Annotated in this window: 19 protein-coding genes; 6 read left to right on the top strand and 13 right to left on the bottom strand. The window is 72.7% G+C overall.

Annotated features, from left to right (window positions below; translation table 11 throughout):
- Positions 1-6: 6 nt before the first annotated feature.
- Both ACQPZ4_RS24425 and ACQPZ4_RS24420 read right to left on the bottom strand, forming a co-directional pair.
- Positions 7-837, bottom strand: a complete 831-nt coding sequence (locus ACQPZ4_RS24425) for an alpha/beta hydrolase (protein WP_433065506.1) — start codon at positions 835-837, stop codon at positions 7-9.
- Positions 838-1,477: 640 nt separating this feature from the next.
- Positions 1,478-1,864 (bottom strand): VOC family protein, encoded by a 387-nt coding sequence (locus ACQPZ4_RS24420; protein WP_433065503.1) that lies wholly within the window; start codon positions 1,862-1,864, stop codon positions 1,478-1,480.
- A 50-nt stretch (positions 1,865-1,914) separates the two neighbouring features.
- Between ACQPZ4_RS24420 and ACQPZ4_RS24415 the strand changes: the two genes are divergently transcribed.
- From ACQPZ4_RS24415 to ACQPZ4_RS24405, 3 genes are all read left to right on the top strand, one after another.
- The gene (locus ACQPZ4_RS24415) at positions 1,915-4,275 is read left to right on the top strand and encodes a hypothetical protein (RefSeq protein ID WP_433065500.1); all 2,361 of its coding nucleotides are present in this window, start codon (positions 1,915-1,917) and stop codon (positions 4,273-4,275) included.
- 118 nt (positions 4,276-4,393) lie between these two features.
- Positions 4,394-5,005 carry a hypothetical protein gene (locus ACQPZ4_RS24410; RefSeq protein ID WP_433065497.1) on the top strand — a complete coding sequence of 204 codons (612 nt, stop codon included), beginning with the start codon at positions 4,394-4,396 and terminating at the stop codon, positions 5,003-5,005.
- A 277-nt stretch (positions 5,006-5,282) separates the two neighbouring features.
- Positions 5,283-5,987, top strand: a complete 705-nt coding sequence (locus ACQPZ4_RS24405; RefSeq protein WP_433065494.1) for a PKD domain-containing protein — start codon at positions 5,283-5,285, stop codon at positions 5,985-5,987.
- Positions 5,988-6,090: 103 nt separating this feature from the next.
- On the opposite strand, the gene ACQPZ4_RS24400 is transcribed toward ACQPZ4_RS24405, so the two are convergent.
- Both ACQPZ4_RS24400 and ACQPZ4_RS24395 read right to left on the bottom strand, forming a co-directional pair.
- Positions 6,091-7,110: an ABC transporter substrate-binding protein gene (locus ACQPZ4_RS24400; protein WP_433065491.1), complete on the bottom strand. Its 1,020-nt coding sequence runs from the start codon at positions 7,108-7,110 to the stop codon at positions 6,091-6,093.
- A gap of 478 nt (positions 7,111-7,588) precedes the next feature.
- Complete coding sequence (locus ACQPZ4_RS24395; protein WP_433065488.1) at positions 7,589-8,332, bottom strand: AraC family transcriptional regulator; 744 nt, start codon at positions 8,330-8,332, stop codon at positions 7,589-7,591.
- A 102-nt stretch (positions 8,333-8,434) separates the two neighbouring features.
- On the opposite strand from ACQPZ4_RS24395, the gene ACQPZ4_RS24390 reads away from it, so the two are divergent.
- Positions 8,435-10,084: an ABC transporter transmembrane domain-containing protein gene (locus ACQPZ4_RS24390; protein WP_433065486.1), complete on the top strand. Its 1,650-nt coding sequence runs from the start codon at positions 8,435-8,437 to the stop codon at positions 10,082-10,084.
- Positions 10,081-11,769 (top strand): ABC transporter ATP-binding protein, encoded by a 1,689-nt coding sequence (locus ACQPZ4_RS24385; protein ID WP_433065483.1) that lies wholly within the window; start codon positions 10,081-10,083, stop codon positions 11,767-11,769. Before ACQPZ4_RS24390 ends, ACQPZ4_RS24385 begins: the two co-directional genes overlap by 4 nt.
- Here ACQPZ4_RS24385 and ACQPZ4_RS24380 read toward each other — a convergent pair.
- Genes ACQPZ4_RS24380 through ACQPZ4_RS24370 form a run of 3 tightly spaced genes read right to left on the bottom strand, consistent with a single transcriptional unit; the run spans position 11,684 to position 14,564 of the window.
- A complete protein-coding gene (locus ACQPZ4_RS24380; RefSeq protein ID WP_433065480.1) occupies positions 11,684-12,508 on the bottom strand; it encodes an ABC transporter ATP-binding protein in 825 nt (274 codons plus the stop codon). The genes ACQPZ4_RS24385 and ACQPZ4_RS24380 overlap by 86 nt on opposite strands.
- Positions 12,505-13,554 (bottom strand): FecCD family ABC transporter permease, encoded by a 1,050-nt coding sequence (locus ACQPZ4_RS24375; RefSeq protein WP_433065477.1) that lies wholly within the window; start codon positions 13,552-13,554, stop codon positions 12,505-12,507. Before ACQPZ4_RS24375 ends, ACQPZ4_RS24380 begins: the two co-directional genes overlap by 4 nt.
- Positions 13,551-14,564: a FecCD family ABC transporter permease gene (locus ACQPZ4_RS24370; RefSeq protein ID WP_433065475.1), complete on the bottom strand. Its 1,014-nt coding sequence runs from the start codon at positions 14,562-14,564 to the stop codon at positions 13,551-13,553. Before ACQPZ4_RS24370 ends, ACQPZ4_RS24375 begins: the two co-directional genes overlap by 4 nt.
- A gap of 176 nt (positions 14,565-14,740) precedes the next feature.
- Between ACQPZ4_RS24370 and ACQPZ4_RS24365 the strand changes: the two genes are divergently transcribed.
- Positions 14,741-15,997, top strand: a complete 1,257-nt coding sequence (locus ACQPZ4_RS24365) for an FAD-dependent oxidoreductase (protein WP_433065472.1) — start codon at positions 14,741-14,743, stop codon at positions 15,995-15,997.
- A 45-nt stretch (positions 15,998-16,042) separates the two neighbouring features.
- On the opposite strand, the gene araA is transcribed toward ACQPZ4_RS24365, so the two are convergent.
- The 6 genes from araA to ACQPZ4_RS24335 are packed head-to-tail and all read right to left on the bottom strand — an operon-like array spanning position 16,043 to position 23,342.
- Positions 16,043-17,527: an L-arabinose isomerase gene (gene araA, locus ACQPZ4_RS24360; protein WP_433065469.1), complete on the bottom strand. Its 1,485-nt coding sequence runs from the start codon at positions 17,525-17,527 to the stop codon at positions 16,043-16,045.
- Positions 17,524-18,198, bottom strand: a complete 675-nt coding sequence (locus tag ACQPZ4_RS24355) for an L-ribulose-5-phosphate 4-epimerase (RefSeq protein WP_433065467.1) — start codon at positions 18,196-18,198, stop codon at positions 17,524-17,526. The genes araA and ACQPZ4_RS24355 overlap by 4 nt, the downstream gene beginning before the upstream one ends.
- On the bottom strand, positions 18,195-19,808 hold the full coding sequence (locus ACQPZ4_RS24350) for a ribulokinase (RefSeq protein WP_433065464.1): 1,614 nt from the start codon (positions 19,806-19,808) through the stop codon (positions 18,195-18,197). The genes ACQPZ4_RS24355 and ACQPZ4_RS24350 overlap by 4 nt, the downstream gene beginning before the upstream one ends.
- Positions 19,805-20,821 carry a galactofuranose ABC transporter, permease protein YjfF gene (yjfF, locus tag ACQPZ4_RS24345; protein ID WP_433065461.1) on the bottom strand — a complete coding sequence of 339 codons (1,017 nt, stop codon included), beginning with the start codon at positions 20,819-20,821 and terminating at the stop codon, positions 19,805-19,807. Before yjfF ends, ACQPZ4_RS24350 begins: the two co-directional genes overlap by 4 nt.
- Positions 20,818-21,843: an ABC transporter permease gene (locus tag ACQPZ4_RS24340; RefSeq protein WP_433065459.1), complete on the bottom strand. Its 1,026-nt coding sequence runs from the start codon at positions 21,841-21,843 to the stop codon at positions 20,818-20,820. The genes yjfF and ACQPZ4_RS24340 overlap by 4 nt, the downstream gene beginning before the upstream one ends.
- Positions 21,840-23,342 (bottom strand): sugar ABC transporter ATP-binding protein, encoded by a 1,503-nt coding sequence (locus ACQPZ4_RS24335; protein WP_433065456.1) that lies wholly within the window; start codon positions 23,340-23,342, stop codon positions 21,840-21,842. The genes ACQPZ4_RS24340 and ACQPZ4_RS24335 overlap by 4 nt, the downstream gene beginning before the upstream one ends.
- Between the last annotated feature and the right edge of the window lie 14 nt (positions 23,343-23,356).

The raw sequence follows: 23,356 nt of genomic DNA, 5'->3' as shown, positions 1-23,356 counted from the left end.
GCTTCCCTAATGCTTTTGCAGCCACCCGATCAGGTCATCGAGCACGCGCTCCTGCTCGGGCTCGTTGTAGACCTCGTGGTGCAGACCGTCGTAAATGTGCAGCGTAAGGTCGTCCGAACCCGCACGATCGGCGATCATGCGGCTCGACTCGGCGTCGACCAGGCCGTCCTCCGACCCGTGCAGCACGAGCGTGGGCAGCGTCAGCTCCGGCAGCCGGCGCTGGAACTCGGCCATCTGCGTGAGCATCGCGCCGCCGAGCCCGGCCGGCACCTTGCCGTGGTGCACCAGCGGGTCCGCGTCGTACTTCGCCACCACCGCCGGGTCCTTCGAGATCAGCCGCGACGGCAGCGTCTGCACCGGCGCGCCGGGCGCGATCCGGCCGAGCACCTTGGCCACCGCGATCGCCGGCTTCGGAATACCCTTGCCGGGCAGCACGGGCGTGCCCGACAGCACCAGTCCGCGCAGCTCAGCCTGGTGATCCAGGGCATACGCGAGCGCGATCATGGCCCCCATGCTGTGCCCGATCAGGAACGGCGACTGTCCCGCATGCCGTTCCTTTGTCGCAGCAAAAAGCAACTGCAGATCGCTCGTGTACTCCCTGATGCTCCGCGCAAGCAACCGCTTGCCCTCCGACCGTCCGTGCCCCCGGTGGTCGGGCGCGTACACCGCGAGCCCTATGTCACCGAGCCGTCGCACAACGTGGTCATAGCGCCGGGCATGCTCCCCCATGCCGTGCGACAACACGGCGTAGCCGGTCGCGCCGGACTCGGGCACCCACGCGTCGTACACGATCCGGACGCCGCCACCGCCGGTGAGGGCGAGTTCATCGCGCTGCATGGCAGCATGGTCCGCCGACCGCCCGCGCCGCGCAAGCATCACCCGGCATACTCGTGACGTCATGGTCACGCTACGCGTTCGGCACCGCTCCCGGGCAGACGGCCACATCCCGCGCGCCGCCTGCCCCACGCAGCGCATCCGTCACGCAACCCACACCTCCGCCACCGCGGAGCGCCCCGGCCCATCCCCGACGGCCGCCGGGCCCACCGCGCCCATCGGTCCACCGCCGAGCGCCGCCGGTCTTACCGCGCGCATCGGTCCACCGCCGAGCGCCGCCGACCTCACCGCGCGCATCGGTCCACCGCCGAGCGCCGCCGACCTCACCGCGCGCATCGGTCCACCGCCGAGCGCCGCTGGTCTTACCGGTCCATCGCCAGGCGCCACCGGCCTCACCGCGCGCATCGGTTCACCCCTGAGGGCGGACGAGCTCGCCGCGCGCCGCGACCCACCGCCGAGCGCGGCCGGGCCCACCGCGGGCGTCGACCCACCGCCGAGCGCGGCCCGGTTTGCGGACCGCATCGGTCAGGCGCCGGGTGCGGCCGAGATCACGGAGCGGCGCTGTTGGGACGGTCACCGGAGTGCGCGATTCGGTCACCGTATGCGTTCGGCGGGCGGCGCGGGGCACGGCGGCACGAAACGGTCACGCTGTGCGTTCGCCCTGCGACCGTTCGATGCAGAACTCGTTGCCCTCGGGATCGGCGACGACAACCCAGCCGGTACCGTCTGGTCGTCTGAAATCGTCGACTTGAGAGGCGCCCAGGGCGAGCACCCGCTTCAGCTCCTCGTCGCGCGTCGCGTCCAGCGGCTGCACGTCGAAGTGCACGCGGTTCTTCACGCTCTTGGGCTCGGGGACGCGGATGAACAGCAGGCCGGCAGAGCCGTCCGGGGCCAGGATGAGCGCCTGATCATGCGTTGGCAGGTTGGGATCGTTCGGCGCTTCCTGGTAGCCGGTCACCGCACTCCAGAAGAGGGACAAGCGGTACGGATCGGCGCAGTCGATCGTGATGTGCCTGATGCGGACGGTCATTGCCTCAAGGTATATGTGACAACGGTGTTGCCGCCGAAGGGAGCCGAAGGTTGCTGACAGCTGGCCCGGCGTGGACGGCTTCGGCCGACAGCCCGCAGACTCCCGCGCCGCTGCTGAGCGGCGCCGAAGAGGTGCTCGTCCTGACCGGCCGCGCGGATCTCGGCTTCGCCGAGGCCTGCCTGCGCCAGGCGCGCGCGGCTGGGGCGCGGACCACCGTGCTGTTCGACGCGCGCTACGAGGCGGCGCTCGGTGACGGCGCGACGGCGGTGCGCGATGTGCTGCCGGTACCGGTGGTGTGCCGTTCCGGCGGTGCGTTCCGGGCACGCGTGGTGATCGCCGTGTCACCCACCGCGGCCACGGTGTCGATCGGCTCCGGCGACGCCACGCCCGGCGGATGGGGCCGCGACGCGGAGGTGTGGACGCACCTGACCGCGGACGGCCCGACGGTACCGACGCTGATCACCGACCTCGCGGAGTGGCTGCGGCGGCTGCCCGGCCAGCTGTGGATCGAGCCGATCGGGGCGGAGCGCCTCGAGGCGGTCGCGGCGCTGCTCACCGCCCGCCCGCACGAGGGCGAGCACGACGAGCCGATGCTGCTCGCGAACGACCAGGTGCCGATCCTCGAGCAGCTGCCGTTCTCCCCCGGCGCGGACCGGCTCAGCGTCGCCGCGCCCGCGTTCGACCCGGCCGGGCGCGCCTTCGGCGAGATCGCCCGCGCGGTGCGGGCGCTGCAGGTGCGGCTGCTGGTGCCGTCCGGGGTGCGCTGCGACGCGGCCGGACTGACCGCCGCGCTGGACGAGGTCGGCGGCTTCGACGAGACCGGCGAGGTGCTGGTGCAAACCGCGAGCGACGGGCGGTACCGCGGCGCCGGGGTCATCGAGTGGTGGAACGGTGACGCCGGCGTGCTCGTGACCGGTGGCCTCGACTGCACGCCCGAGTCCCTGCTGGTGACGAGCGCCGACCCGGGCGGCAACTGCGAGCTGGCGCTGCTGCAGGAGGTGACGGCGTCGCTGCTGGACCCGGTCGACGGGCGCGATGTCGCGCTCAGTGACCCGTCCCTCACCATTCGTACCCCCGAGTCCGTGCCGACCTCCGCCGCCCGGGTGCTCACGCTGCGTGTCCACGCCGACCGCGTCGAGGCGAACCTGGTCGCGGCCGGTTCGAGCGCGCCCGACGGCCTGGTCGCGACCGCCGGCGAGACGTCGCTGAAGCTGCCGTGGACGGGGGCGGAGGGGCGGCTGCACACGTACGTGGCGGAGGGCGCACGGCTCGGCGGCCGCTCGGCCCAGGTCCGCGCGGCCGACGGCACGCAGCTCGGCGCGGCCGTGATCAGCGACGTCGCCGTGGCCGTGACCCGCTACACCCGGCCGTCGCCGCTGGAGGTCCGCGAGCTCGGCGACGTGTTCGGCGACGCCGGTGACCTCGAGGCGCTGTTCGCGGCGGTCTCGGCGCTGGCCTCCGGCCGGACCGCGCGCCACGGCGTCCCGGTGGCCGAGCGGCGCGCCGCCGAGGAGGAGCGGCTGCGCGCGATCGTCGGCCCGGCGCTGCTCGACTTCGCGTTCGGGCGTACGGCCGTCGACGCCGCCGACGGCCTGGGCCTCGCCGTGGTCAGCATGGACGCCGGCCAGATCGAGCGCCTGCGCCAGCAGGTCCTCCGCCTCGGCGGCGCGGCCTCGGGCTGGCCGCTGCCCGCCCGGCTGGCCGCGTTCCGCATCGTGCTCGTGCTCGCCGCCGCCGGCCTGTGGCCCGCCCCGCAGGACTGGACGCCGCTGCTCGCCGCCGGCCTGGACGCCCTCATCGCGGCCGACGACGAGGCCTTCGCGGAGGAGCAGGCGGCCCTGGCCACGGTCGGCATCGCCGCGGTACACCACGGTCACGTTCTGTCACCGCTGGGCGGCTTCGAGGACCTCCGCGCGCAGGTCCGCCTCGACGCGGCCCCGCCGGCCGACCTGGTCGCCCGGTTCGCGAACGGCCTCGCGGGCGACATCCTCGGCACCGACTTCCAGGCCGAGGGCATTGCCGCCGACGCCGGGGAGCTGCTCGTGCGCTCGCCGTTCGACGACGCCGTCGACGCGATTCCCGATTCCGTCGGTACCGTCCAGCGCTCCGACCACGGCGGCGTGCTCGTCGACACCTCGAAGGACCCCCGGCGCACCACGCTGCTCGTCCTGGACCTGCTGCGCGACTTCCCCGACACGCACGTGACCGTCCGCGGCGCGGCGGGCACCGAGACCCACGGCTGGTGGAACGGCCGCCGCCTGGTGCTGCTGACCCCGTTCGGCGGCCGGTGGCGCGGGTCGCTGTGGCCGGGCCTGATGACGGGCATCGCCACGTACGCGAAGGGCGCCTCCCAGCTCCCGACCGCCGCCCGCACCTGGATCACCGAGGTCGCGGAGATGGAGGAGAGCTGAGCGCTCGCGTCTCCCGGCTGCGCCGGCGGCGACCACCGAGCGTGACCTACGTCAGAATTGTCGTCGGGTGATTGCAGATAATCGGTAATCCAGTAATCCGGTATTTGAGAATGTCGGCATGACGCAGCTCGCCGCGCGCGGTACGGCTCCCACGGCGCGCAGCCCGTTGCGGCCGCTCATCATCGGCTTCCACGCCGTCGTCGTGGCCGTGGCCGGGTTCGTGCTGTGGTCCATGAGCTACCCGGGCAGCGACATCTGGCAGGTCGCGCTCGCAGCAGTCGCGGTGCTCGCCGTCGGCGTCTGCTGGCTCGCCTGGCTGGTCATCGCCGCGGTCACCACGCGCAGGCTGCACTGGTGGCTCGCGATCACACCGGCCATCGGGGCCTTGACGGTGGCGCTGCTCGTCGCCGACGTACCGCTGAAGGTCCGCTGGGCAGCCGTTCACGGCGCGTTCGACGCCGTCGTCGCCGGCCATCCGATCCCGCCGGCGGGCAGCGCGCCGGAGCCGTTCACGGTGCCGAAGCGGATCGGGACGTACACCATCCCGCGCGCCGAATGGGTGCCCGGCGGCGCGGTCTTCTTCGAGGCGAACGGCGCCGGATTCATGGACGACGGCGGCTTCGCGTACCTGCCGGGTGGGCCGAGCGCGGAGCTCGACACCGGCGTGTTCGAGGGCCCGCGGTTCGTGCCCCTCGGCGGCGGCTGGTACTCCTTCACCGGAAGCTCGTAACACCAATCCGGCCCGCACGCGCCCCTCACGACGTGAGGGCCGCCATCGCTTGTCGGCGCTCGTCGGCCGTCGCGATGCGAGGTGGGTGGCCGGAGTGCGTCAGGTTGAGGCCGCTGCGGGATGCCGGGATAGGGCAGACGTCGGCGATATGGCCGGTGGCACGGCCGGCGCTGACCCCGCGCCGCCCGGTCGGGCGGAGGAATCGTGCTCTTGACCGACAATCCGGGCCTATCCCCGCGATTACCCTTCAGCACGCGTGCTCATGGAGGGGGTTCGAATGCGAGGGCTGCGGCTGCTCGCCGGCTGTTCGCTGCTGACACTGTTCGTCATCGCCGGCTGCGGCTCGCCCCAGACCGAACATCCGGACGTTCCGGCCGCTGCCGTGCCGGACCGGTCCTTGGCGGTTGAGGTCTGCCAGAGGGCGGTGCTGCAGAACCTGAAGGCTCCGGCGACCGCCCGGTTCGTGCCCGGTCAGGTCGACACCGCCGAGAATCGGACGTTCCGGGTGTCAGGTGCCGTTGACGCGCAGAACAGTTTCGGCGCTCTGATCCGGACGTCGTTTGACTGCAACGTGGCCTTGGACGGCCGGCCGCAGCTGCGGTCTCTCGCCGTCGACGGTCGGGTCGTCGTTGAGGACCCGGACGTGACAGCGGCCCGGGCCAAGGCGGCGGCCGCGGCCAGCCAGTCGGCTTTCGCGGCCGCCCAGACACCACCAGCGGTCACGCTCTCCATCTCGTATCCCGTCCCCGGCCTCGGCTCGGAGATCGAGCTGCACGTGCACGTCGACGACGCGACCGCCAAGCGCATGACCTGCTCGATCGACTTCGGCGACGGGAGCGCGGTCGAGCAGCGAGATACCTACGGGGGCTGCCTGGCCGTGGACCACACCTACGCGGCGAAGCGGACCTACAAGATCGTCGTTACCGTCGCCAACATGGCGGGAGTCGCCTCAACCGCGACCAAGAAGGTCGACATTCGCTGAGGCCGGGCCCGAGCTGGACGCGCTCATCGGTGCGGTCGCGCGCCGGTCCGCGAACGGGACCGGCGCGACGGCGAGGGTTCGGCAGGGGCCGGTCGGGCGGAGGTCAGCCCGCGGACTGCAGGGTCTTCAATCCGGCCTCGACCTGGTCCAGCACGGCCAGGGCGTCGCCGTAGCCGCCGGGCAGGAAGTCGGGGATCGGGACCAGGCGGTTGTTCTTCGCGGCCGCCAGGTTGGTGAACGCCGGCTGCGCCCAGAGCTTCGGGCCCTCGTTGTTCGGCTTGCCGTCGTACCCGGCGTAGAAGCCGATCACGTCACCGTCGGCGAGGGCGTCGATGCGCTCGTAGGACAGGGCCTGGTTGCCGGGGCCCGAGACGGCGGCGCTGGCCGGGGCGAACTGGATGCCCGCGGCGGCGAGGATCGTGCCGACGTCGGAGCCCGGGCCGTACACCCAGTACTGGCCCTGGTCGAAGCCGCCCTGCAGGATGTTCCACTTGTAGCGGCCCAGCACCGCGGCGTAGGTGGACTTGATGGCGTTGGAGCGCTCGGTGATCTGCCGCTCGAGGTCCGCGATCCGGTCGAGCTTGCCGGCGGCGTCGGCGGTGGTCCTGGCCGTCGCCTGCCAGGTGTCCGCGGTGGCGATGACGGTCGGGGCCAGGGCGGACAGCTTGTCGTACACGTCGGTGTTCCACGGGTAGTCGACGCCGATGATGACGTCGGGCTTCAGCGCGGCGACCTTCTCGAGGTCGATCTGGCCCGCGGTGCCGATCTTCGTGGCCGGGGTCCAGCGGTCCTTGTACCGCGGGGAGATGTACTCCTCGCCCTGGTCGTACACGCCCACCGGTACCACGCCGAGGTCGTACAGTGTCGCCGAGGCCGACGGCTGGATGGTGACCACGCGGGCGGGTTGGGCCGGGATCTCGATCGAGCCCTTCGCGGTGTCGATCTTCCGGGTACCGGACGCCGCCTGGGACCCGCCGCCCGCCGACGGGCCGTCGTCGTCCGCGCCGCAGGCGGCGAGCCCGAACAGCGCGGCCACGCCGAGGCCACCGGCGAGCAGACCGCGGCGGGACACCGTGCGGTTCGAGGGCGTATTGCTGGCAACGGGACTCTGCGGGACGCTCATGCGACGGGACTCCTGCTGGTGGCGTTTAGCTTAGGCTTGCCTAACGATCGCCAGGCTAGGAGCCGGCCCGTTGGCGGGACAAGGCCGGGCCGCGCCAGGTGATGTCGCCTACTCGCCGCCGTCGCGCCGATCCGCCACGAGCCGTCGGGTGCGGACCATTGCCGGCAATCCAGCGAGCACCGCCGGCCGACGCCACCGACTCAGCTGCGCAAAACCGACGACCGACGCGGAAGATGCGCAACGCCCACGACCGACGCGGAAGATGCGCAACGCCCACGTCCGACGCGGGAGATGCGCAAGCACCGAAAGACCAACGCGGCCGCCCGGGAAGCGGGAGCGGTCGGCAACGCGCCGCGCTCAGCTGCGCAAACACCGACGACCGACGCAGGAGATGCGCAAGCACCGAAAGACCAACGCGGCCGGCCGGGAAGCGGGAGCGAGAGCGGGAGCGGGAGGCAAACGCACCGCGCGCAGCGGGTCAGAGCGTGGGCAGGCGGGAGAAGTAGGCCGCCGGCGTGTGGCCCGTCACGCGGCGGAAGGCGGCCACGAACGCGCTGGCCGTCGCGTACCCGACCTGCGGCGCGACCCGCGCCACCGGCTGCCCCTCGGCCAGCAGCGCGATCGATGCCTGCAGCCGCGCGTGGGCGCGCCACTGCGTGAAGGTCAGGCCGGTCTCGGTCAGGAAGAGCCGCAGCAGCGTACGCGGGCTCGAACGCGCCACCCGCGCCAACTCGTCGAGGCTGCGGTGGTCGGTCGGGTCGGACAGCAGCAGACGGGCGACGTCCCGGGCGCGCTCGTCGACCGGCAGCGGCAGTTCGATCGTGGCCTTCACGACCGGGCGCAGCACCTCCAGGAGCACGGTCTCGGCGTGCAGGCGGTGATCGTCGGCGAGGGTGCCCGCCAGGTACTCGATCAGGTTGCGGGCCAGCGGGGACACCGCCATCACCGTGGGGTCCCGCCACGCCACCGGGCAGTTGTCGGGGTCCAGGTAGATGCCCTGCATGACGGAGGTGCGCAGGGCGATCGTCGCGTGCCGGACGCCGCCGGGGATCCACAGCGCCAGGGCGGGCGGCAGCACCCAGTACCGGTCGTCGACGTCGACCATCAGGACGCCGGCCGGGGCCCAGACCAGCTGGTGCTCGCGGTGCGCGTGGTGCTCGAACCGCTCGCCCCGCATCATGTCGAACCGGGCCAGCCCGATCGCCGCGGTCTGGATCGCCACGAGCCCTCCAACCCTGATCCCGGCCGACCGTGGCGAACAAGCGACACCGGTTGGCGGGCTACGCCGTTTACGTCAAACTTAGGCCAGCCTAACGTAGCGATCATGATGATTGCCCCTGGTCACCTGCTGCGCGCGGCGTTGTGGGCGCGGCGGCGGGACCTCGTGCTCGCCACGGTGCTGTACAGCAGCCACCAGCTCGGTGAGGCCATGGTGCCGGTGATCATCGGGGCGGCCGTGAGCGAGGCCGTCGACCACGGGAGTCCGGCCGGCATCGCGCTGTGGCTCGGGGTGCTCGGGGCCGATTTTCTCCTGCTTTCCACGTCGTACCGGTTCGGCGCTCGAGCCAGTGTGCGCGCCAAGCAACACACCGGTCACACCGTGCGCATGTGGCTGACCGAGCGTGTGGTCCAGCCCGCCGGCGGGGTGCGCAACTCGCCCGGTGACCTGCTGAGCCGGGCGAGCAGCGACACCTCGCGGGTCGGGGCGTACGCGGGGCAGGCGGCCAGTGCCGTCGCCGCCGCCGTGGTGCTGCTCGTCTCCGTCGTGCTGCTGCTGCGGTTCTCGGTGCTGCTCGGGGTGATCAGCCTGGCCGGGGCCGCGGCGCTGCTCGCGGCGCAGCATGTCGTGGGACGGTTCGTGCACGCGCGCAGCCTCACCGAGCAGCACGCGCAGGCCCGGGCGACCGCGCTCGCCGAGGACACCGTGCGCGGCCTGCGGGTGCTGAAGGGGATCGGGGCCGAGGACGGGGCGGTGACCGAGTACGCGAAGGCCAGCCGCCAGGCCATCGCCGCCGCCCGGCAGGCGACCTCGTCCGGGGCGGCGCTCGCGGCGGCCGGGGCGCTGCTGAGCGGGGCGTACCTCACCGTCGTCGCCGGTACGGGCGGCTACCTGGCGCTCACGGACCGCATCGGTCTCGGGGCGCTGGTGTCGGCGCTCGGGCTGGCACAGTTCGTGGTCGGGCCGATGCAGACGCTGGCCGGGGCCGCCGTGGCCCATGCCCGCGCCGCCGCCTCCGCCGCCCGCGTCCACGAGGTGCTCACCCAACCCCCGGCGGTCGAGGACGGCACGAGCGGCACAGCGGGCACGACGGTGCGCTTCGAGAATGTCCGCCTTCCCGCACGCCGAAAGACGCTGATCAGCACCGAGACCGCACCGAGCGGGCTCACCGGCATCACGTGTGACGACCCGGCGGCAGCGGCCGCGATACCGGCACTGCTGGCCCGCGAACACGACCCCGCTGAGGGCCGCATCCTGCTCGGCGGCCGGGACATCAGGGACGCCGGACTCACCGAACTCCGGAGGCACATCCTGGTGTCGCCGCACGACGCGGTCCTGCTACCGGGCACCGTCGACGACAACCTCGCGGCACTCAAGAAAGACGACAACCTCGCGGCACTCAAGAAAGACGACAACCTCGCGGCACTCAAGCAAGCAGAGCACGCGGTCCGGGCGGCCGGCGCCGATCAGGTCATCGAGGGAACCGCGTACGGGGCGCGAACCGATGTCGGCGACCGCGGCGAGGCGCTCTCCGGCGGCCAGCGCCAGCGCGTCGCCCTGGCCCGGGCGCTCGCCGCCGATCCCCCGATCCTCGTCCTCCACGATCCGACCACCGCTGTCGACGCCGTCACCGAGGACCGCATTGCCGAGCGCGTCCGGGAGCTGCGCGGAGCGCGACCGACGATCGTGGTGACGAACAGCCCCGCGTGGCTCACCCGCTGCGACCACATCATCACCGTGCAGCCGGCGCCATGAGCAGCGGCAACACGATCCTTCCCGTCGCCACCGGGGCCGAGGTCCGGCGCGAGCTCCGAGGACTCCTCAAGGGCCATCGCGCCACGCTCGCCGCGGCCATGGTCGTGCTCCTCGCCGGGAGTGCGGTGCGGCTCGCCGGGCCCGCCGCGATCGGCGCCATCACCCAGGCCATCGCCGACCACCGCGGGACACGGGCGCTCGCCGGACCCGTCGCGCTGCTCGCCGCCGCCGCGCTGGCCGCCGCCGTCACCACCTGGGCCGGCACCGCGCTCCTGGCCTGGGTCGTGCTGCCCGCGCTCGGGCGGCTGCGGGAACAGGCCCTCGGTTCGGCGGTCAGGCTCCCGCTCGAGGCGGTCGAGCGGGGCGGCACCGGCGATCTCGTCGCCCGCCTCGCCGGCGACGTCGAGCAGGTCGGCGACGTCGCCCAGGGCGTCCTCGGCCGCTTCCTCAGCGCCGCCATGACGATCGCCGCCACCCTCGCCGGGCTGGCCGTCCTCGACTGGCGGTTCGCGGTGGCGGGGCTGCTGGCGGTACCGGTGCAGGCTCTGACACTGCGGTGGTATCTGCGCACCTCCCGGCCGATCTACGCGGCCGGGCGCGCCGCCGACGGCAGGAGGGCCGCCGCGCTGCTCGCCGGGTTCACGGCCCTGCCCACGCTGCGCGCCCTCGGGTTGGGGCAGCGGCAGCGGGACGCGATCGACAAGGCGTCGCGGGAGTCGATGGAGTACGAGTTCCGGGCGACCCGGGCGGCGACCCGCTTCTACGGGCGGCTCAACGTGGCCGAGTTCGTCGGGCTGGGGGCGATCCTGCTGGTCGCGTACGTCCTGGTCCGCGACGGCCGGGCCGGCATCGGCGCCGCCACCACCGCGGCGCTGTTCTTCGCCGGGCTGTTCGATCCGGTCAACGCCGCGCTCGGGGTGTTCGACGAGATCCAGCAGGCGGGCGCCGGCCTGGCCCGCCTGGTCGGCATCACCCGGGCCGAGCCGGAGCCGCCGCGAACCCGCCGGGACGGCGGGGAGTTGAGGGCCGAGCGGCTCCGGTTCGGGTACGGCGACGCCCCCGACGTGCTGCACGACGTCAGCCTGTACGTCCCGCCGGGGCACCACGTCGCGATCGTCGGCGCCAGCGGCTCCGGCAAGTCCACCCTCGCCGCCCTGCTCACCGGCCTCCGGCAGCCCCGCCAGGGCGCGATCCACCCCGGCGGCGTGCTCGTGACGCAGGAGACGCACGTCTTCGCCGGTACCGTCGCCGACAACCTGCGCCTGGCCCGGCCCGGCGCCACGGACGAGGAGCTCGAGAACGCCCTGCGCGCGGTCGGGGCGACCCTGCCGGAGCACGGGCCGCTGACGGCGAGTCAGGCCCAGCACCTCGCCCTGGCCCGGGTCATGCTGCTCGACCCGGACATCGTGGTGCTCGACGAGGCCACCGCCGAGGCCGGCAGCGACGCCGCGAAAAGCCTCGACCGGGCCGCGGCCGCCGTCCAACAAGGGCGCACCGCCGTGACCATCGCCCACCGCCTCGAACAGGCGGTGGGCGCCGACACCATCGTGGTCATGGACGAGGGCCGGATCGTCGAGCAGGGCACGCACGACGAGCTGATCAGGAACCGGCGGACCTACGCCGACCTGTGGGCGAAGCGCGATGCATGGGCACGATCAGCGGAGTCCCGCTCTGCGGATCGGTGATGATCTCGCAGGGCAGGCCGAACACGTCCTCAACCAGCGCGGCGGTGACGATCTCGGCCGGCGGGCCCTGCGCCGCGATCGCCCCGTCCCGCATCGCGATGAGATGGGTCGCGTACCGGCACGCGTGGTTCAGGTCGTGCAGCACGGCCACGAGGGTGTACCCCTGCTGCTCGTGCAGCTCCGCGCACAGGTCCAGTACGTCCATCTGGTGCGCGATGTCCAGGAACGTGATCGGCTCGTCGAGCAGCAGGATGCCGGTCTGCTGGGCGAGCGCCATCGCCACCCAGACGCGCTGGCGCTGCCCGCCGGAGAGCTCGTCGACGTAGCGGTCGGCGAGTTCGAGTACACCCGTGGCGGTCATCGACTCGGTGACGATGCGCTCGTCGTCGCGCGACCACTGGCGCAGCAGGCGCTGGTGCGGGTAGCGGCCCCGGGCGACCAGGTCGGCCACGGTGATGCCGTCGGGCGCGGTCGGCGACTGGGGCAGCAGGCCGAGCTGCCGGGCCAGCTGCTTGGCGGGCATCCGGGTGATGTCGCGGCCGTCGAGGTACGCCGTGCCCCGAGCGGGTCTGATCATCCGGGACAGGGCGCGCAGCAGCGTCGACTTGCCGCAGCCGTTCGCGCCGACGATGACCGTGAACGAGCGGTCGGGGATGACGACGTCGAGGGCCGTGCTGATGATCCGCTCGTCGTAGGCGAGGGTCAGATCGTCGGCGTGCAGCCGGGCGGGCGGGTTCATGAGCGTCCGGACCTCCACTCGCGGGCCAGCAGCCAGCACAGGTACAGCCCGCCGAGCGCCCCGGTCAGCACGCCCACGGGCAGCTGGCCGGAGGGGATCACCCGCTGGGCGGCGAAGTCGGCGGCGAGCAGCAGCGCGGCGCCCATCGCCCCAGCCGGCACGATCTGCGCGCCGGAGCCGCGGGTCAGCGGGCGGCACAGCTGCGGCGCGGCCAGCGCGACGAACGTGATCGGGCCCGCGGCGGCGACGGTGACGGCGGCCAGGGCGGTGCCGGTGAAGATCAGGAGGTACCGGCTGCGCTGCACGGGAAGCCCGAGGCCCTTCGCGGTCTCGTCGCCCAGGGCCAGCCACCCCAGCGCCCGCCCGCCGAGGATCGCCAGGGGCGTGAGCAGGGCCACGGACACCGCGAGCGGCGTGACGGTGCCCCAGCCGACCGCGTTGAGGCTGCCGATGAGCCACACGGCGGCGCTCTGCGCGTCGGGGAGGGTGGCCTTGGTGAGCAGATAGGTGGTCACCGACTGCAGCATCGCGCCGATCCCGATGCCGATCAGGATGAGCCGGTAGCCGGTGAGGCGGCGGTGCTTGGCCGACAGCAGCGTGACCACGACCGCGGTGACGAGCCCGCCGCCGACCGCCGCGACCGCGATCTCGGTCGGGCCGCCGCGCAGGAGCACGATCTCCAGCACCGCGCTGCAGGCGGCGCCGGCCGTGAAGCCGATGATGTCCGGGCTGCCCAGCGGATTGCGCGACAGGCCCTGGAACACGGCCCCGCTCATGCCCAGCGCCCAGCCCGCGAGGATCGCCGTCAAGACCCTGGGAAGCCGCAGTTGTACCACGATGAAGTGCTCGATCCGCGTCCCGTGCCCGAGCAGCGTGGCCCAGACCCGATCCGGCCCGACCGGGTACGTGCCGGTGGTGAGGCTCAGCGCCCCGACCGCGACGACGATCGCGAGCAGCACCCCGCACACGGCCAGGGTGCGCGGGTGCCAGCGCACCGAGTAGCGGTCGGCGCGGCTGCGCAGCACCCGGCCGGACACGACGCTCACAGCTCGGGCACCCGGCGCCGGCGGACCAGCGCGATGAACACCGGCGCGCCGAGGAACGCGGTCACGATGCCGGCCTGGATCTCGGCCGGGCGGGCGGCCAGCCGGCCCAGGATGTCGCTGCCGAGCACCAGGACCGGTCCCAGCACCAGCGCGTACGGCATGAGCCACCGATGGTCCGGCCCGGTCACCGCGCGGGCGATGTGCGGCACGGTGAGCCCGACGAACGCGATCGGCCCGACGGCGGCGGTCGCGGCCCCGCACAGCAGGGTGACCGCGATCGCGCCGAGCACGCGGGTCCGCCCGACCCGGTTGCCCAGCGCCCGGGCCGTCTCGTCGCCGAGGGCCAGGGTGTTGAGCGCCCCGGAGAGACTCACGGCGAGGACGGCGCCGGCGGCGAGAAACGGCAGCACCTGCCAGACGACGGCCCGGTCGACGCCGGCGAGGGAGCCGACGCCCCAGAACCGGAACCCGTCGAAGACCTTCGGGTCGAGCAGCGTGATGAGGTTGATGAGCGCGCCGAGCACGGCGCTGATCGCGGTGCCGGCGAGGGCCAGCCGCACCGGCGTGGCGCCGGAGCGGCCGCGCGAGCCGAGCAGGTACACCAGCACCGAGGCGATCCCGGCGCCGAGGAACGCGAACCAGACGTACGCGGTCAGGTCGGCGAAGCGCCAGATCCAGATGGCGACGACGACCGCGAACGCGGCCCCGGCGTTGACCCCGAGGATGCCCGGGTCGGCGAGCGGGTTGCGGGTCAGCGCCTGCATGAGCACGCCCGCCGCGGCGAGGGACGCCCCGGCGGCCACGCCGAGCAGGGTGCGGGGCAGGCGCAGGTCGAGGATGACGCCGGCGTCGGGCCCGCGGCCGTGCAGCAGCGCGTCGAGGACCTGGCCGAGTGGGATCGCCTTGACGCCGACCGCGAGGCTGGCGAGGACGACGAGCAGCAGCAGGGCGAGGGCGGCGGCCAGGCCGGCCGCCCGGACGGCGCGCATGTGGTTCCGTTCGCCCTTCACGTGTCAGGTAAGCCTTGCCTAACGAACCTAGGCCGATCGGCGGCCCGCGACAAGATCCGCCGCCCGCCATCCCCTGTCGCCGATGCGCCAGCCGTGACCGCGAGTGACGCATAGGCGTCCGAACGCGTACGTCTTTCGACGCAGACCGCGGCGGCCGGCACGACGACGCTGCGTGCATGAAGCAGAACGCAGTCGTCCTCGGCGGCAGCGTCGCCGGGCTCCTCGCGGCGGCCGCACTCGCGCCGCGCTACGACACCATCGAGATCATCGAGCGGGACGACCTCCCGGCCGGGCCCGACGCCCGCCGGGGAGCGCCCCAGGGGCGGCACGTGCACGCGCTGCTCCCCCGCGGGCTGCAGGCCGCCGAGGGCCTGCTGCCCGGACTGACCGACCGGCTCCTGGCCGCCGGGGCGCTGCCCGGCGACGTGCTCGGCAACGCCCGCTGGTACCTCAACGGCCAGCCCCTGGTCCGCCGGAGCATCGGCCTGGAGGCGCTCACCGCGAGCCGGCCGCTGATCGAGCACACGATCCGGGCCGCGGTCCGGCGGCTCGGCAACGTCACCATCACCGACGGGCACGACATCGTCGGGCTGAGTGCGCAGGCGCAGAGTGTCCGGGCGGTGCGCGTCACCAGCCGGTACGGGCACGGCTCCCGCGTCGTCCCGGCCGCGCTCGTCGTCGACGCCACCGGGCGCGGGTCGCGGATGCCGCAGTGGCTCGCCGAGCTCGGCGTCGCGCCGCCGGCCGAGGACGTGGTGCCGATCGACGTGCGGTACGCGTCGCGGGTCTTCGCCGGCGACCTGCTCGGCGACGACCGGGTCGTGATCACCGCCCGTTACCCGGGCCTGCGGCGCAGCTCCGTGATGCAGCAGCTGGAGGGGGGCCGGGTCCTGGTGACCCTGGCCGGCGTGCACGGCGAGCGGCCCCCCGCCGACCTGGAGGGCTTCGCCGCGTACGCGGGCAGTCTCCCGGTCCCGGACACGGCGAAGGTCATCGCGGGCGGCACCCCGATCGGGGACGCGTCGACGTACCACTTCCCGTCGTACGTGCGGCGGCGGTACGAGCAGGCCGAGCTCCCGCCCGGCGTGCTCGTGATCGGCGACGCGGCGTGCGCGTTCAACCCCGTCTACGGGCAGGGCATGTCCACCGCGGCCATGTCCGCGGAGCTGCTGCGCGCGGACGACGACCCGGCGGCGTTCCACGCCGGGCAGGCCGAGCTGCACGAGGCGCCGTGGACCCTGGCCGTGGGGGCCGACCTGGCCCTGGACGGCAAGTCGACGGGCGGTCCGGCCGCGACGATCCGGGCCATCCAGCTCGCCGCGGTCGAGGACGGCGACCTGGCGGAGGCGTTCATCCGGGTCACGTCCCTGGTCGACCCGCCGCGGGCGCTGTTCGCCCCGTGGATCGCCGAGCGCCTGGCCGCCGTCTCATGAAAAGCGGCCGGTGTCCCCTGAACGCGGGACACCGGCCGCAACAGATCAGAACCCGCGGGCCAGCCGGTAGTAGGCCGCGTTCCAGCGGACCTCCTTGGCGAACTCGCGCGTGGTGGTGTCGGCGTCGATGACGAGCAGCTCGGTGCCGACCATCTCGGCCAGGTCGTGCAGCTCCTCCACGCCGACCGCCGAGGACAGCACCGTGTGGTGCGGCCCGCCCGCGGTCAGCCACGACTCCGCGGACGTGGCGAGGTCGGGGGCCGGCTTCCACACCGCGCGGGCGACGGGGAGCCTGGGCAGCGGGGCGGAGGGCGGTACGACATCGATCTCGTTGGCGACGAGGCGGAACCGCTCCCCCAGGTCGGCCAGGCCGAGCACCACGGCGCGGCCGGGCGCGGCGTCGAACACGAGCCGGACCGGGTCCTCGCGGCCGCCGATGCCCAGCGGGTGGATCTCGCAGGACGGGGTGTCGGCCGCGATCGACGGGCACACCTCGAGCATGTGCGCGCCCAGGATGACCTCGTTGCCGGGGGTCAGGTCGTAGGTGTAGTCCTCCATGAACGACGTCCCGCCGCCCGGGGCCATGGCCTTGAGCGTGCGCACGAGGACCGAGGTCTTCCAGTCGCCCTCGCCGCCGAAGCCGTAGCCGTCGGCCATCAGCCGCTGCACGGCCAGGCCCGGCAGCTGCCGCAGCCCGCCGAGGTCCTCGAAGTTCGTGGTGAACGCCTTGTAGCCGCCCGCCTCCAGGAAGGAGCGCAGGCCGAGCTCGATGCGGGCCGCGTAGCGCAGGGAGTCCGCGCGCTCGCCCAGCAGCGCGGCCGCGACCCGGTAGGTGTCGGCGTACTCCTTGACCAGCCGGTCGACGTCCGCGTCCAGGGCCGCGTCGACCGCCGTGACGAGGTCGTTCACGCCGTACGTGTTGACCGAGACGCCGAAGCGCAGCTGGGCCTCGACCTTGTCGCCCTCGGTCACGGCCACGTCGCGCATGTTGTCGCCGAAGCGGACCAGCTTCAGCGAGCGCATCTCGCTGTAGCCGGCGGCGGCCCGGGCCCAGGCCCCGATCCGCTGGGCCACGCGGGGGTCGGTGACGTGCCCGGCCACCGTCTTGCGGGCCACGCCGAGGCGGGACTGGATGTAGCCGAACTCCCGGTCGCCGTGCGCGGCCTGGTTCAGGTTCATGAAGTCCATGTCGATGTCCGCCCACGGCAGCGCCACGTTGGCCTGCGTGTGCAGGTGCAGCAGCGGAGTGCGCAGCGCGTCGAGGCCGGCGATCCACATCTTGGCCGGGGAGAACGTGTGCATCCAGGCCACGACGCCGACCACGCCCGGGTCCGCGTTGGCCTCCAGGCACACCTTGAGGATGTCGCCGGCCGAGGTGAGCACCGGCTTCCACACCACCCGGGGTACGACGGCCGGCGACTCGTCGAGGGCCGCCGCGATCTGGCGCGACTGCGACGCCACCTGCTCCAGGGTCTCCGGTCCGTAGAGCCCCTGGCTACCGGTGAGGAACCAAATCTCGTGCGACGTCATCGTGCGCCCTTCTTACTGGCGGGCTGCTGCCCGTATACGTTCTGATACCGGTCGAACAGGGAGTCGACGGCCCCGCCGGGCAGCCGCTCCACGGGGCCGAGCTGGCGGGCGAGGTGCATGGTGCGGGCCACGTCCTCGCACATGACGGCCGCCTTGACGGCGGCCTTGGCGGACTTGCCGATGGTGAACGGCCCGTGCTGGCGCATGAGGACCGCGGGCGAGCGGTGCCCGGCCAGCGTCTCGACGATCCCGCGGCCGATCGCGTCGGAGCCGATCAGCGCGAACGGGCCGACCGGGATGTCCCCGCCGAACTCGTCGGCCATGGCCGTGATCGAGCATGGGATCGGCTCGCCGCGCGCGGCCCAGGCGGTGGCGTACGGGCTGTGGGTGTGCACGACGCCGCCGACCTCGGGCATGTGGCGGTACACGTAGGCGTGCGCCTCGGTGTCGCTGGACGGCGCGTGCTCGCCCTCCACGAGCTTGCCCTCGAGGTCGCACACCACCATGGTCTCCGGCGTGAGCTCGTGGTAGCCCACCCCCGAGGGCTTGATGACGAGCAGGTCCTCGCCCGGCACCCGGGCCGAGACGTTCCCCGCCGTCCACGTCACCAGGCCCCAGCGGATGAGCTCCCCGTGCAGGGCGCAGACCTCCTCGCGCAGGCGCCTGATCACCGGGCGACCTCTTCGCGCAGCGTCCGCAGCCGGTGCAGCACGTCGTTCGCGCCCCTTCCGAAGTAGTCGTGCAGGGCCGAGTACTCGGCGTACAGCCGGTCGTAGACGTCGGCCGCGGCCCCGTCGGGCACGTACACGTCCCGCTCGACCCGGCCCATCGCGGCCGCCGCGGCCCGGATGTCGGGGTAGACGCCCGCGGCGACGGCGGCGTGCATCGCGGACCCGAGCGCCGGGCCCTGCTCCGAGCCGATGACCGAGATGGGGCGGCGGAGCACGTCGGCGTACACCTGCATCAGGAAACGGTTCTTGAGCAGCCCGCCGGCGGCGATGAACTCCGTCACCGGCACCCCCGACGCCTCCAGCGCGGCGATGATGGTGCGCGTGCCGAACGCCGTGGCCTCCACGAGCGCCCGGTAGACGTCCTCGGGCCGGGTGTGCAGCGTCTGCCCGACGATGACCCCGGACAGGCCGTGGTCGACGAGCACCGAGCGGTTGCCGTTGTGCCAGTCGAGGGCCACGAGCCCGTGCGCGCCGGGGCGCTGGGCGGCGGCGAGCTCGGTCAGCTGCTCGTGGGTCACGGCGCCGCCGAGGAGGGTCTCGACGTACCACGCGAAGATGTCGCCGACGCCGGACTGCCCGGCCTCGTAGCCCCACAGGCCGGGGATGATGCCGTCCTGCACGACGCCGCACATGCCGGGCACGTCGGCGAGCTCGGCGCCGCTCATCACGTGGCAGGTCGAGGTGCCCATGATGGCCACCAGCTGCCCCGGCTCGACCGCCTTGGCGGCCGGCGCGGTGACGTGCGCGTCGACGTTGCCGACCGCGACGGCGATCCCGGCCGGCAGCCCGGTCCAGGCCGCCGCCTGCTCGGTGAGCGAACCGGCCCGCCCGCCGAGCGGGGCGAGCGGACCGTCCACCTTGGACACCCAGTCGCCGAAGCCGGGGTCCAACGCCTCGAGGAACGCCTTCGACGGGTAGCCGCCGTCCTGGTGGACGCCCTTGTAGCCGGCCAGCCCGGCCATCCGCGTCTCCACGCCGGCCAGCTGCCAGACGATCCAGTCGGCCGCCTCGATGAACCGCTCGGCGCGGGCGTAGACGTCGGGCGCCTCCTCCAGCACCTGCAGGGCCTTGGCGAGCTGCCATTCCGAGGAGAGCTTCCCGCCGTACCGTTGCAGCCAGGGCTCTTGTCTTGCAGCCGCGAGCCCGTTGATGCGGTCGGCCTGGCCCTGCGCCGCGTGGTGTTTCCACAGCTTCGGGTAGGCGTGCTTCTCGGCCGGCGACAGCTCGCAGAGCGGCGTGCCGTCGGCCAGGACGGGCAGGAAGGTGCACGCGGTGAAGTCGGTGGCGATGCCCACGACGTCGCCGGGGTCGATGCCGGCCTGCGCCACCGCCTGCGGGACCGCGGTGCGCAGCACGTCGATCCAGTCGGACGGGATCTGCAGTGCCCAATGTGGAGGGAGGGGGTCCCCGGTCGCCGGCAGCGTGCGCTCGACGGCGCCGTGCCGGTACTCGTGGACGGCCGTGGCGACCTCGGCCCCGTCGTCCGCCCGGACCACGAGGGCGCGGCCGGACAGGGTGCCGAAGTCGACGCCGACTACGTATTGCGTCATCTGGTTCTCCGCGCGGTCTGTTTCCTGGTCACCGTCCGCTGCAGCACGATGAAGACGAACAGCAGCGCGCCGATGACGATCTTGGTCCACCAGGAGCTGAGGGTGCCCTGGAACGTGATGATGGTCTGGATGAGGCCGAGCACGCCGACGCCGAGGACGGTGCCGAGCACGAAGCCGGAGCCGCCGGTGAGCACCGTGCCGCCGATGACGACGGCCGCGATCGCGTCGAGCTCCATGCCCAGCGCGTTGAGGCCGTAGCCCGACGGCGTGTAGAAGGTCAGCAGCACCCCGCCGAGGGCGGAGCACAGGCCGCTGATGGTGTAGACACCGATCTTCGTGCGCCCCACCGGCAGGCCCATGAGCAGCGCCGACTGCTGGTTGCCGCCGAGGGCGTAGACGTTGCGCCCGAAGCGGGTGTACGCGAGCACGTACGCCGCCGCCGCCACGACCACCGCGCTGATGACGACGCTCCAGCCGATGTGGAAGCCGCCGAAGCGCAGCTTGTCCGAGGCGACGCCGTTCCACCACTCGTTGGTGATGGGGATCGAGTCGGTGCTGATGACGTAGCAGGTGCCGCGGGCCAGGAACATCCCGGCCAGGGTGGCGATGAACGGCTGGATGTCGAAGAAGTGGATGATCGCGCCCATGCCCAGGCCGATGATCCCGCCGACGGCCAGCACCACCAGGATGACCAGGCCGGGATTGAAGCCCTTTTCCAGCATCGTCGCCGCGATCATCGTGGTCAGGGCGACCACCGCGCCCACCGACAGGTCGATGCCGCCGGTGAGGATCACGAAGGTCATGCCGACCGCGACGACGAGCAGGAACGCGTTGTCGATGAAGACGTTCAGCACGATCTGCGTGTCGTCGAAGCCCTCGTAGCGCACGACGCCGACGCTGTACATGATGACGAGCAGGATTCCGGTCGCCATCACCGGCTTGCGCAGCCAGTTGACGGCCACCTGCTGCCACGACCGGGCCCGCGCCTGCGGCGGAGTGTCCACTGTGGTCACGCGCGCACCTGCACCTTCTCGTCGGTCCGGGCCGCGGCCGGCACCGGCCGGCGCCGCGCGAACATGGCCCGGAACTTCGCCGACTGGGCCAGGCACAGCACGATGACGACGATCGCCTTGAACAGCAGGGTCACCTCGGGCGGTACGCCGACCGTGTAGATGGTGATGTCCAGCGTTTTGATGATGACGGCCCCAAGCACGGTGCCGGCGATGGAGAACCGGCCGCCCGACAGCGACGTGCCGCCGATGACCACGGCCAGGATCGCGTCGAGCTCGATGAGCAGGCCGGCGTTGTTGCCGTCGGCGCTGGACACGTTCGAGCTGATCATCAGCCCGGCGACGGCGGCACAGACCGCGGCGAACACGTAGACGCCGAGGATCAGCCAGCGCGACTTGATGCCCGCGAGCCGCGACGCCTCCGCGTTGCCGCCGACCGCCTCCAGCAGCATGCCCAGCGCCGAGCGGCGCACGAACAGGGCGGCCAGGACGATGACGGCGGCCGCGATGAGCACGCACAGCGGGAGCGAGAGCCAGTAGCCGGCCCCGATCATCTTGTACGGCCCGCTGTTCACCGTGATGATCTGCCCGTCGGTGATGAGCTGGGCCAGCCCGCGCCCGGCCACCATGAGGATCAGGGTCGCGATGATGGGCTGGATGCCGACGGTCGCGACCAGGAACCCGTTCCACGCCCCCAGCACCAGCGCCAGCACGATGGCCAGCCCGACGGCGCCGAGGACGCCGCCGACGCTGGCCTGGTCGCCCAGGTCGCTGATGCGCAGGCAGGCGATGGCGCCCGCGATCGCCACCACCGCGCCGACCGAGAGGTCGATGCCGCCGGTGGCGATGACGAGCGTCATGCCCAGCGCGACCAGGGCCAGCGGCGCGGAGGCGCGCAGGATGTCGATGAGGCTGCCGTACAGGTGGCCGTCGCGCAGCTCGATGCTGAAGAAGCCGTGCGACCGGAAGACGTTCGTGACGAGCAGGATCACCAGGACGGCGAGCGGCCAGACGAAGCGCTTCATGCCGGGTCACCTCCCTTGGCGATGGCGGCCAGGAGCCGGTCGGTGTCGACGTCGTCGGTGTTGGGCAGCTCGGCGACGATGCGGCGGTCCCGCAGCACCGCGATCTTGTGGCTGAGCCGCAGCACCTCCTCGAGCTCGGCCGAGATGAACAGCACCGCCATGCCCCCGTCGGAGAGCTCGGTGACCAGCCGCTGGATCTCGGCCTTGGCACCGACGTCGATGCCGCGGGTGGGCTCGTCGAGGATGAGCAGCCGCGGTTCGGTGATGAGCCAGCGGGCCAGCAGCACCTTCTGCTGGTTGCCGCCGGAGAGGTTCCGCACGGGCAGGTCGGGGTTGGCCGGGCGGATGTCGAGGGCCTTGACGTACTTCTCGACGAGCTCGTCCTGCCGTTGCCGGGCCAGCGGCCGGGACCAGCCGCGGGCCGCCTGCAGCGCGAGCACGATGTTCTCGCGCACCGACAGCTCCTCGACGAGTCCCTCGGTGCGCCGGTTCTCCGAGCAGAAGGCGATGTCGTGCTGCATCGCCGAGCGCGGGCCGTGCATCGCGATCGGCTTCCCGTCGACCGCGATGGTCCCGCTGTCCGCGCGGTCCGCGCCGAAGAACAACCGCGCCGCCTCGGTACGCCCTGAGCCCAGCAGTCCCGCCAGCCCGACGACCTCTCCCTTGTGGATGGTCAGGCTGAACGGCGCGATGGCCCCGCTGCGGCCCAGGTCCTCGGCGGCGACCACCGGCTCCGCGTTGTCCAGCCGGCGCTTGGGCTGGTCGTCGAGGCGCTCGAGGATCGCCAGCTCCTTGCCGATCATGAGGCTGATCAGCTCGAGCTGCGGCAGGTCGGCCACGGCGTGCTCGCCGACCAGCCGGCCGTTGCGCAGGATCGTCATCCGGTCGCAGATCTCGTAGACCTGGTCCAGGAAGTGCGAGACGAACAGGATGGCCATGCCCTCGCCCTTGAGCTGGCGCATGACCCGGAACAGCTGGGTCACCTCGCCGGCGTCGAGGCTGGAGGTCGGCTCGTCCAGGACGAGGACCTTGGCCTCCACGTCGATGGCGCGGGCGATGGCCACCATCTGCTGCACCGCGATCGAGTACTCGGCCAGCGGCGCCGAGACGTCGAGGTCGAGCTCGAGGCGGTGCAGCAGCTCGGTGGCCCGCTTGCGCATGGTGCCCCAGCGGATGTGCCCGAAGGAGCGCGGTTCCCGGCCGATGAAGATGTTCTCGGCGACCGAGAGGTTCGCGCAGAGGTTGACCTCCTGGTAGACCGTGCTGATGCCGGCCTGGGTGGCCTGCAGCGGCCCGGTGAAGCTCACCGGGGTGCCGTCGAGGACGATCTCGCCCGCGTCGTTGCTGTAGACGCCCGTGAGCACCTTGATCAGGGTGGACTTCCCGGCGCCGTTCTCGCCCATGAGGGCGTGGACCTCGCCTGGCGACAGGCGGAAGTCCACGTCCTGCAGGGCCATGACACCCGGGAACTGCTTGGTGATGCCGGTCATGGTCAGCATGGTTCAGTCGGCTC

The sequence above is a fragment of the Dactylosporangium sp. CS-033363 genome, assembly GCF_050942475.1.
Lineage (GTDB): Bacteria > Actinomycetota > Actinomycetes > Mycobacteriales > Micromonosporaceae > Dactylosporangium.
Note: the sequence above shows the minus strand (reverse complement) of the source record. Positions and strands in the feature narration are given on the sequence as shown.

Coding starts and splice junctions, on each gene's coding strand:
- ACQPZ4_RS24420 (WP_433065503.1), bottom strand. CDS start 1,864: ATGACCGTCCGCATCAGGCACATCACGATCGACTGCGCCGATCCGTAC.
- ACQPZ4_RS24335 (WP_433065456.1), bottom strand. CDS start 23,342: ATGCTGACCATGACCGGCATCACCAAGCAGTTCCCGGGTGTCATGGCC.
- ACQPZ4_RS24340 (WP_433065459.1), bottom strand. CDS start 21,843: ATGAAGCGCTTCGTCTGGCCGCTCGCCGTCCTGGTGATCCTGCTCGTC.
- ACQPZ4_RS24390 (WP_433065486.1), top strand. CDS start 8,435: ATGATGATTGCCCCTGGTCACCTGCTGCGCGCGGCGTTGTGGGCGCGG.
- ACQPZ4_RS24400 (WP_433065491.1), bottom strand. CDS start 7,110: ATGAGCGTCCCGCAGAGTCCCGTTGCCAGCAATACGCCCTCGAACCGC.
- ACQPZ4_RS24350 (WP_433065464.1), bottom strand. CDS start 19,808: ATGACGCAATACGTAGTCGGCGTCGACTTCGGCACCCTGTCCGGCCGC.
- ACQPZ4_RS24405 (WP_433065494.1), top strand. CDS start 5,283: ATGCGAGGGCTGCGGCTGCTCGCCGGCTGTTCGCTGCTGACACTGTTC.
- ACQPZ4_RS24380 (WP_433065480.1), bottom strand. CDS start 12,508: ATGAACCCGCCCGCCCGGCTGCACGCCGACGATCTGACCCTCGCCTAC.
- ACQPZ4_RS24385 (WP_433065483.1), top strand. CDS start 10,081: ATGAGCAGCGGCAACACGATCCTTCCCGTCGCCACCGGGGCCGAGGTC.
- ACQPZ4_RS24365 (WP_433065472.1), top strand. CDS start 14,741: ATGAAGCAGAACGCAGTCGTCCTCGGCGGCAGCGTCGCCGGGCTCCTC.
- ACQPZ4_RS24410 (WP_433065497.1), top strand. CDS start 4,394: ATGACGCAGCTCGCCGCGCGCGGTACGGCTCCCACGGCGCGCAGCCCG.
- araA (WP_433065469.1), bottom strand. CDS start 17,527: ATGACGTCGCACGAGATTTGGTTCCTCACCGGTAGCCAGGGGCTCTAC.
- ACQPZ4_RS24425 (WP_433065506.1), bottom strand. CDS start 837: ATGCAGCGCGATGAACTCGCCCTCACCGGCGGTGGCGGCGTCCGGATC.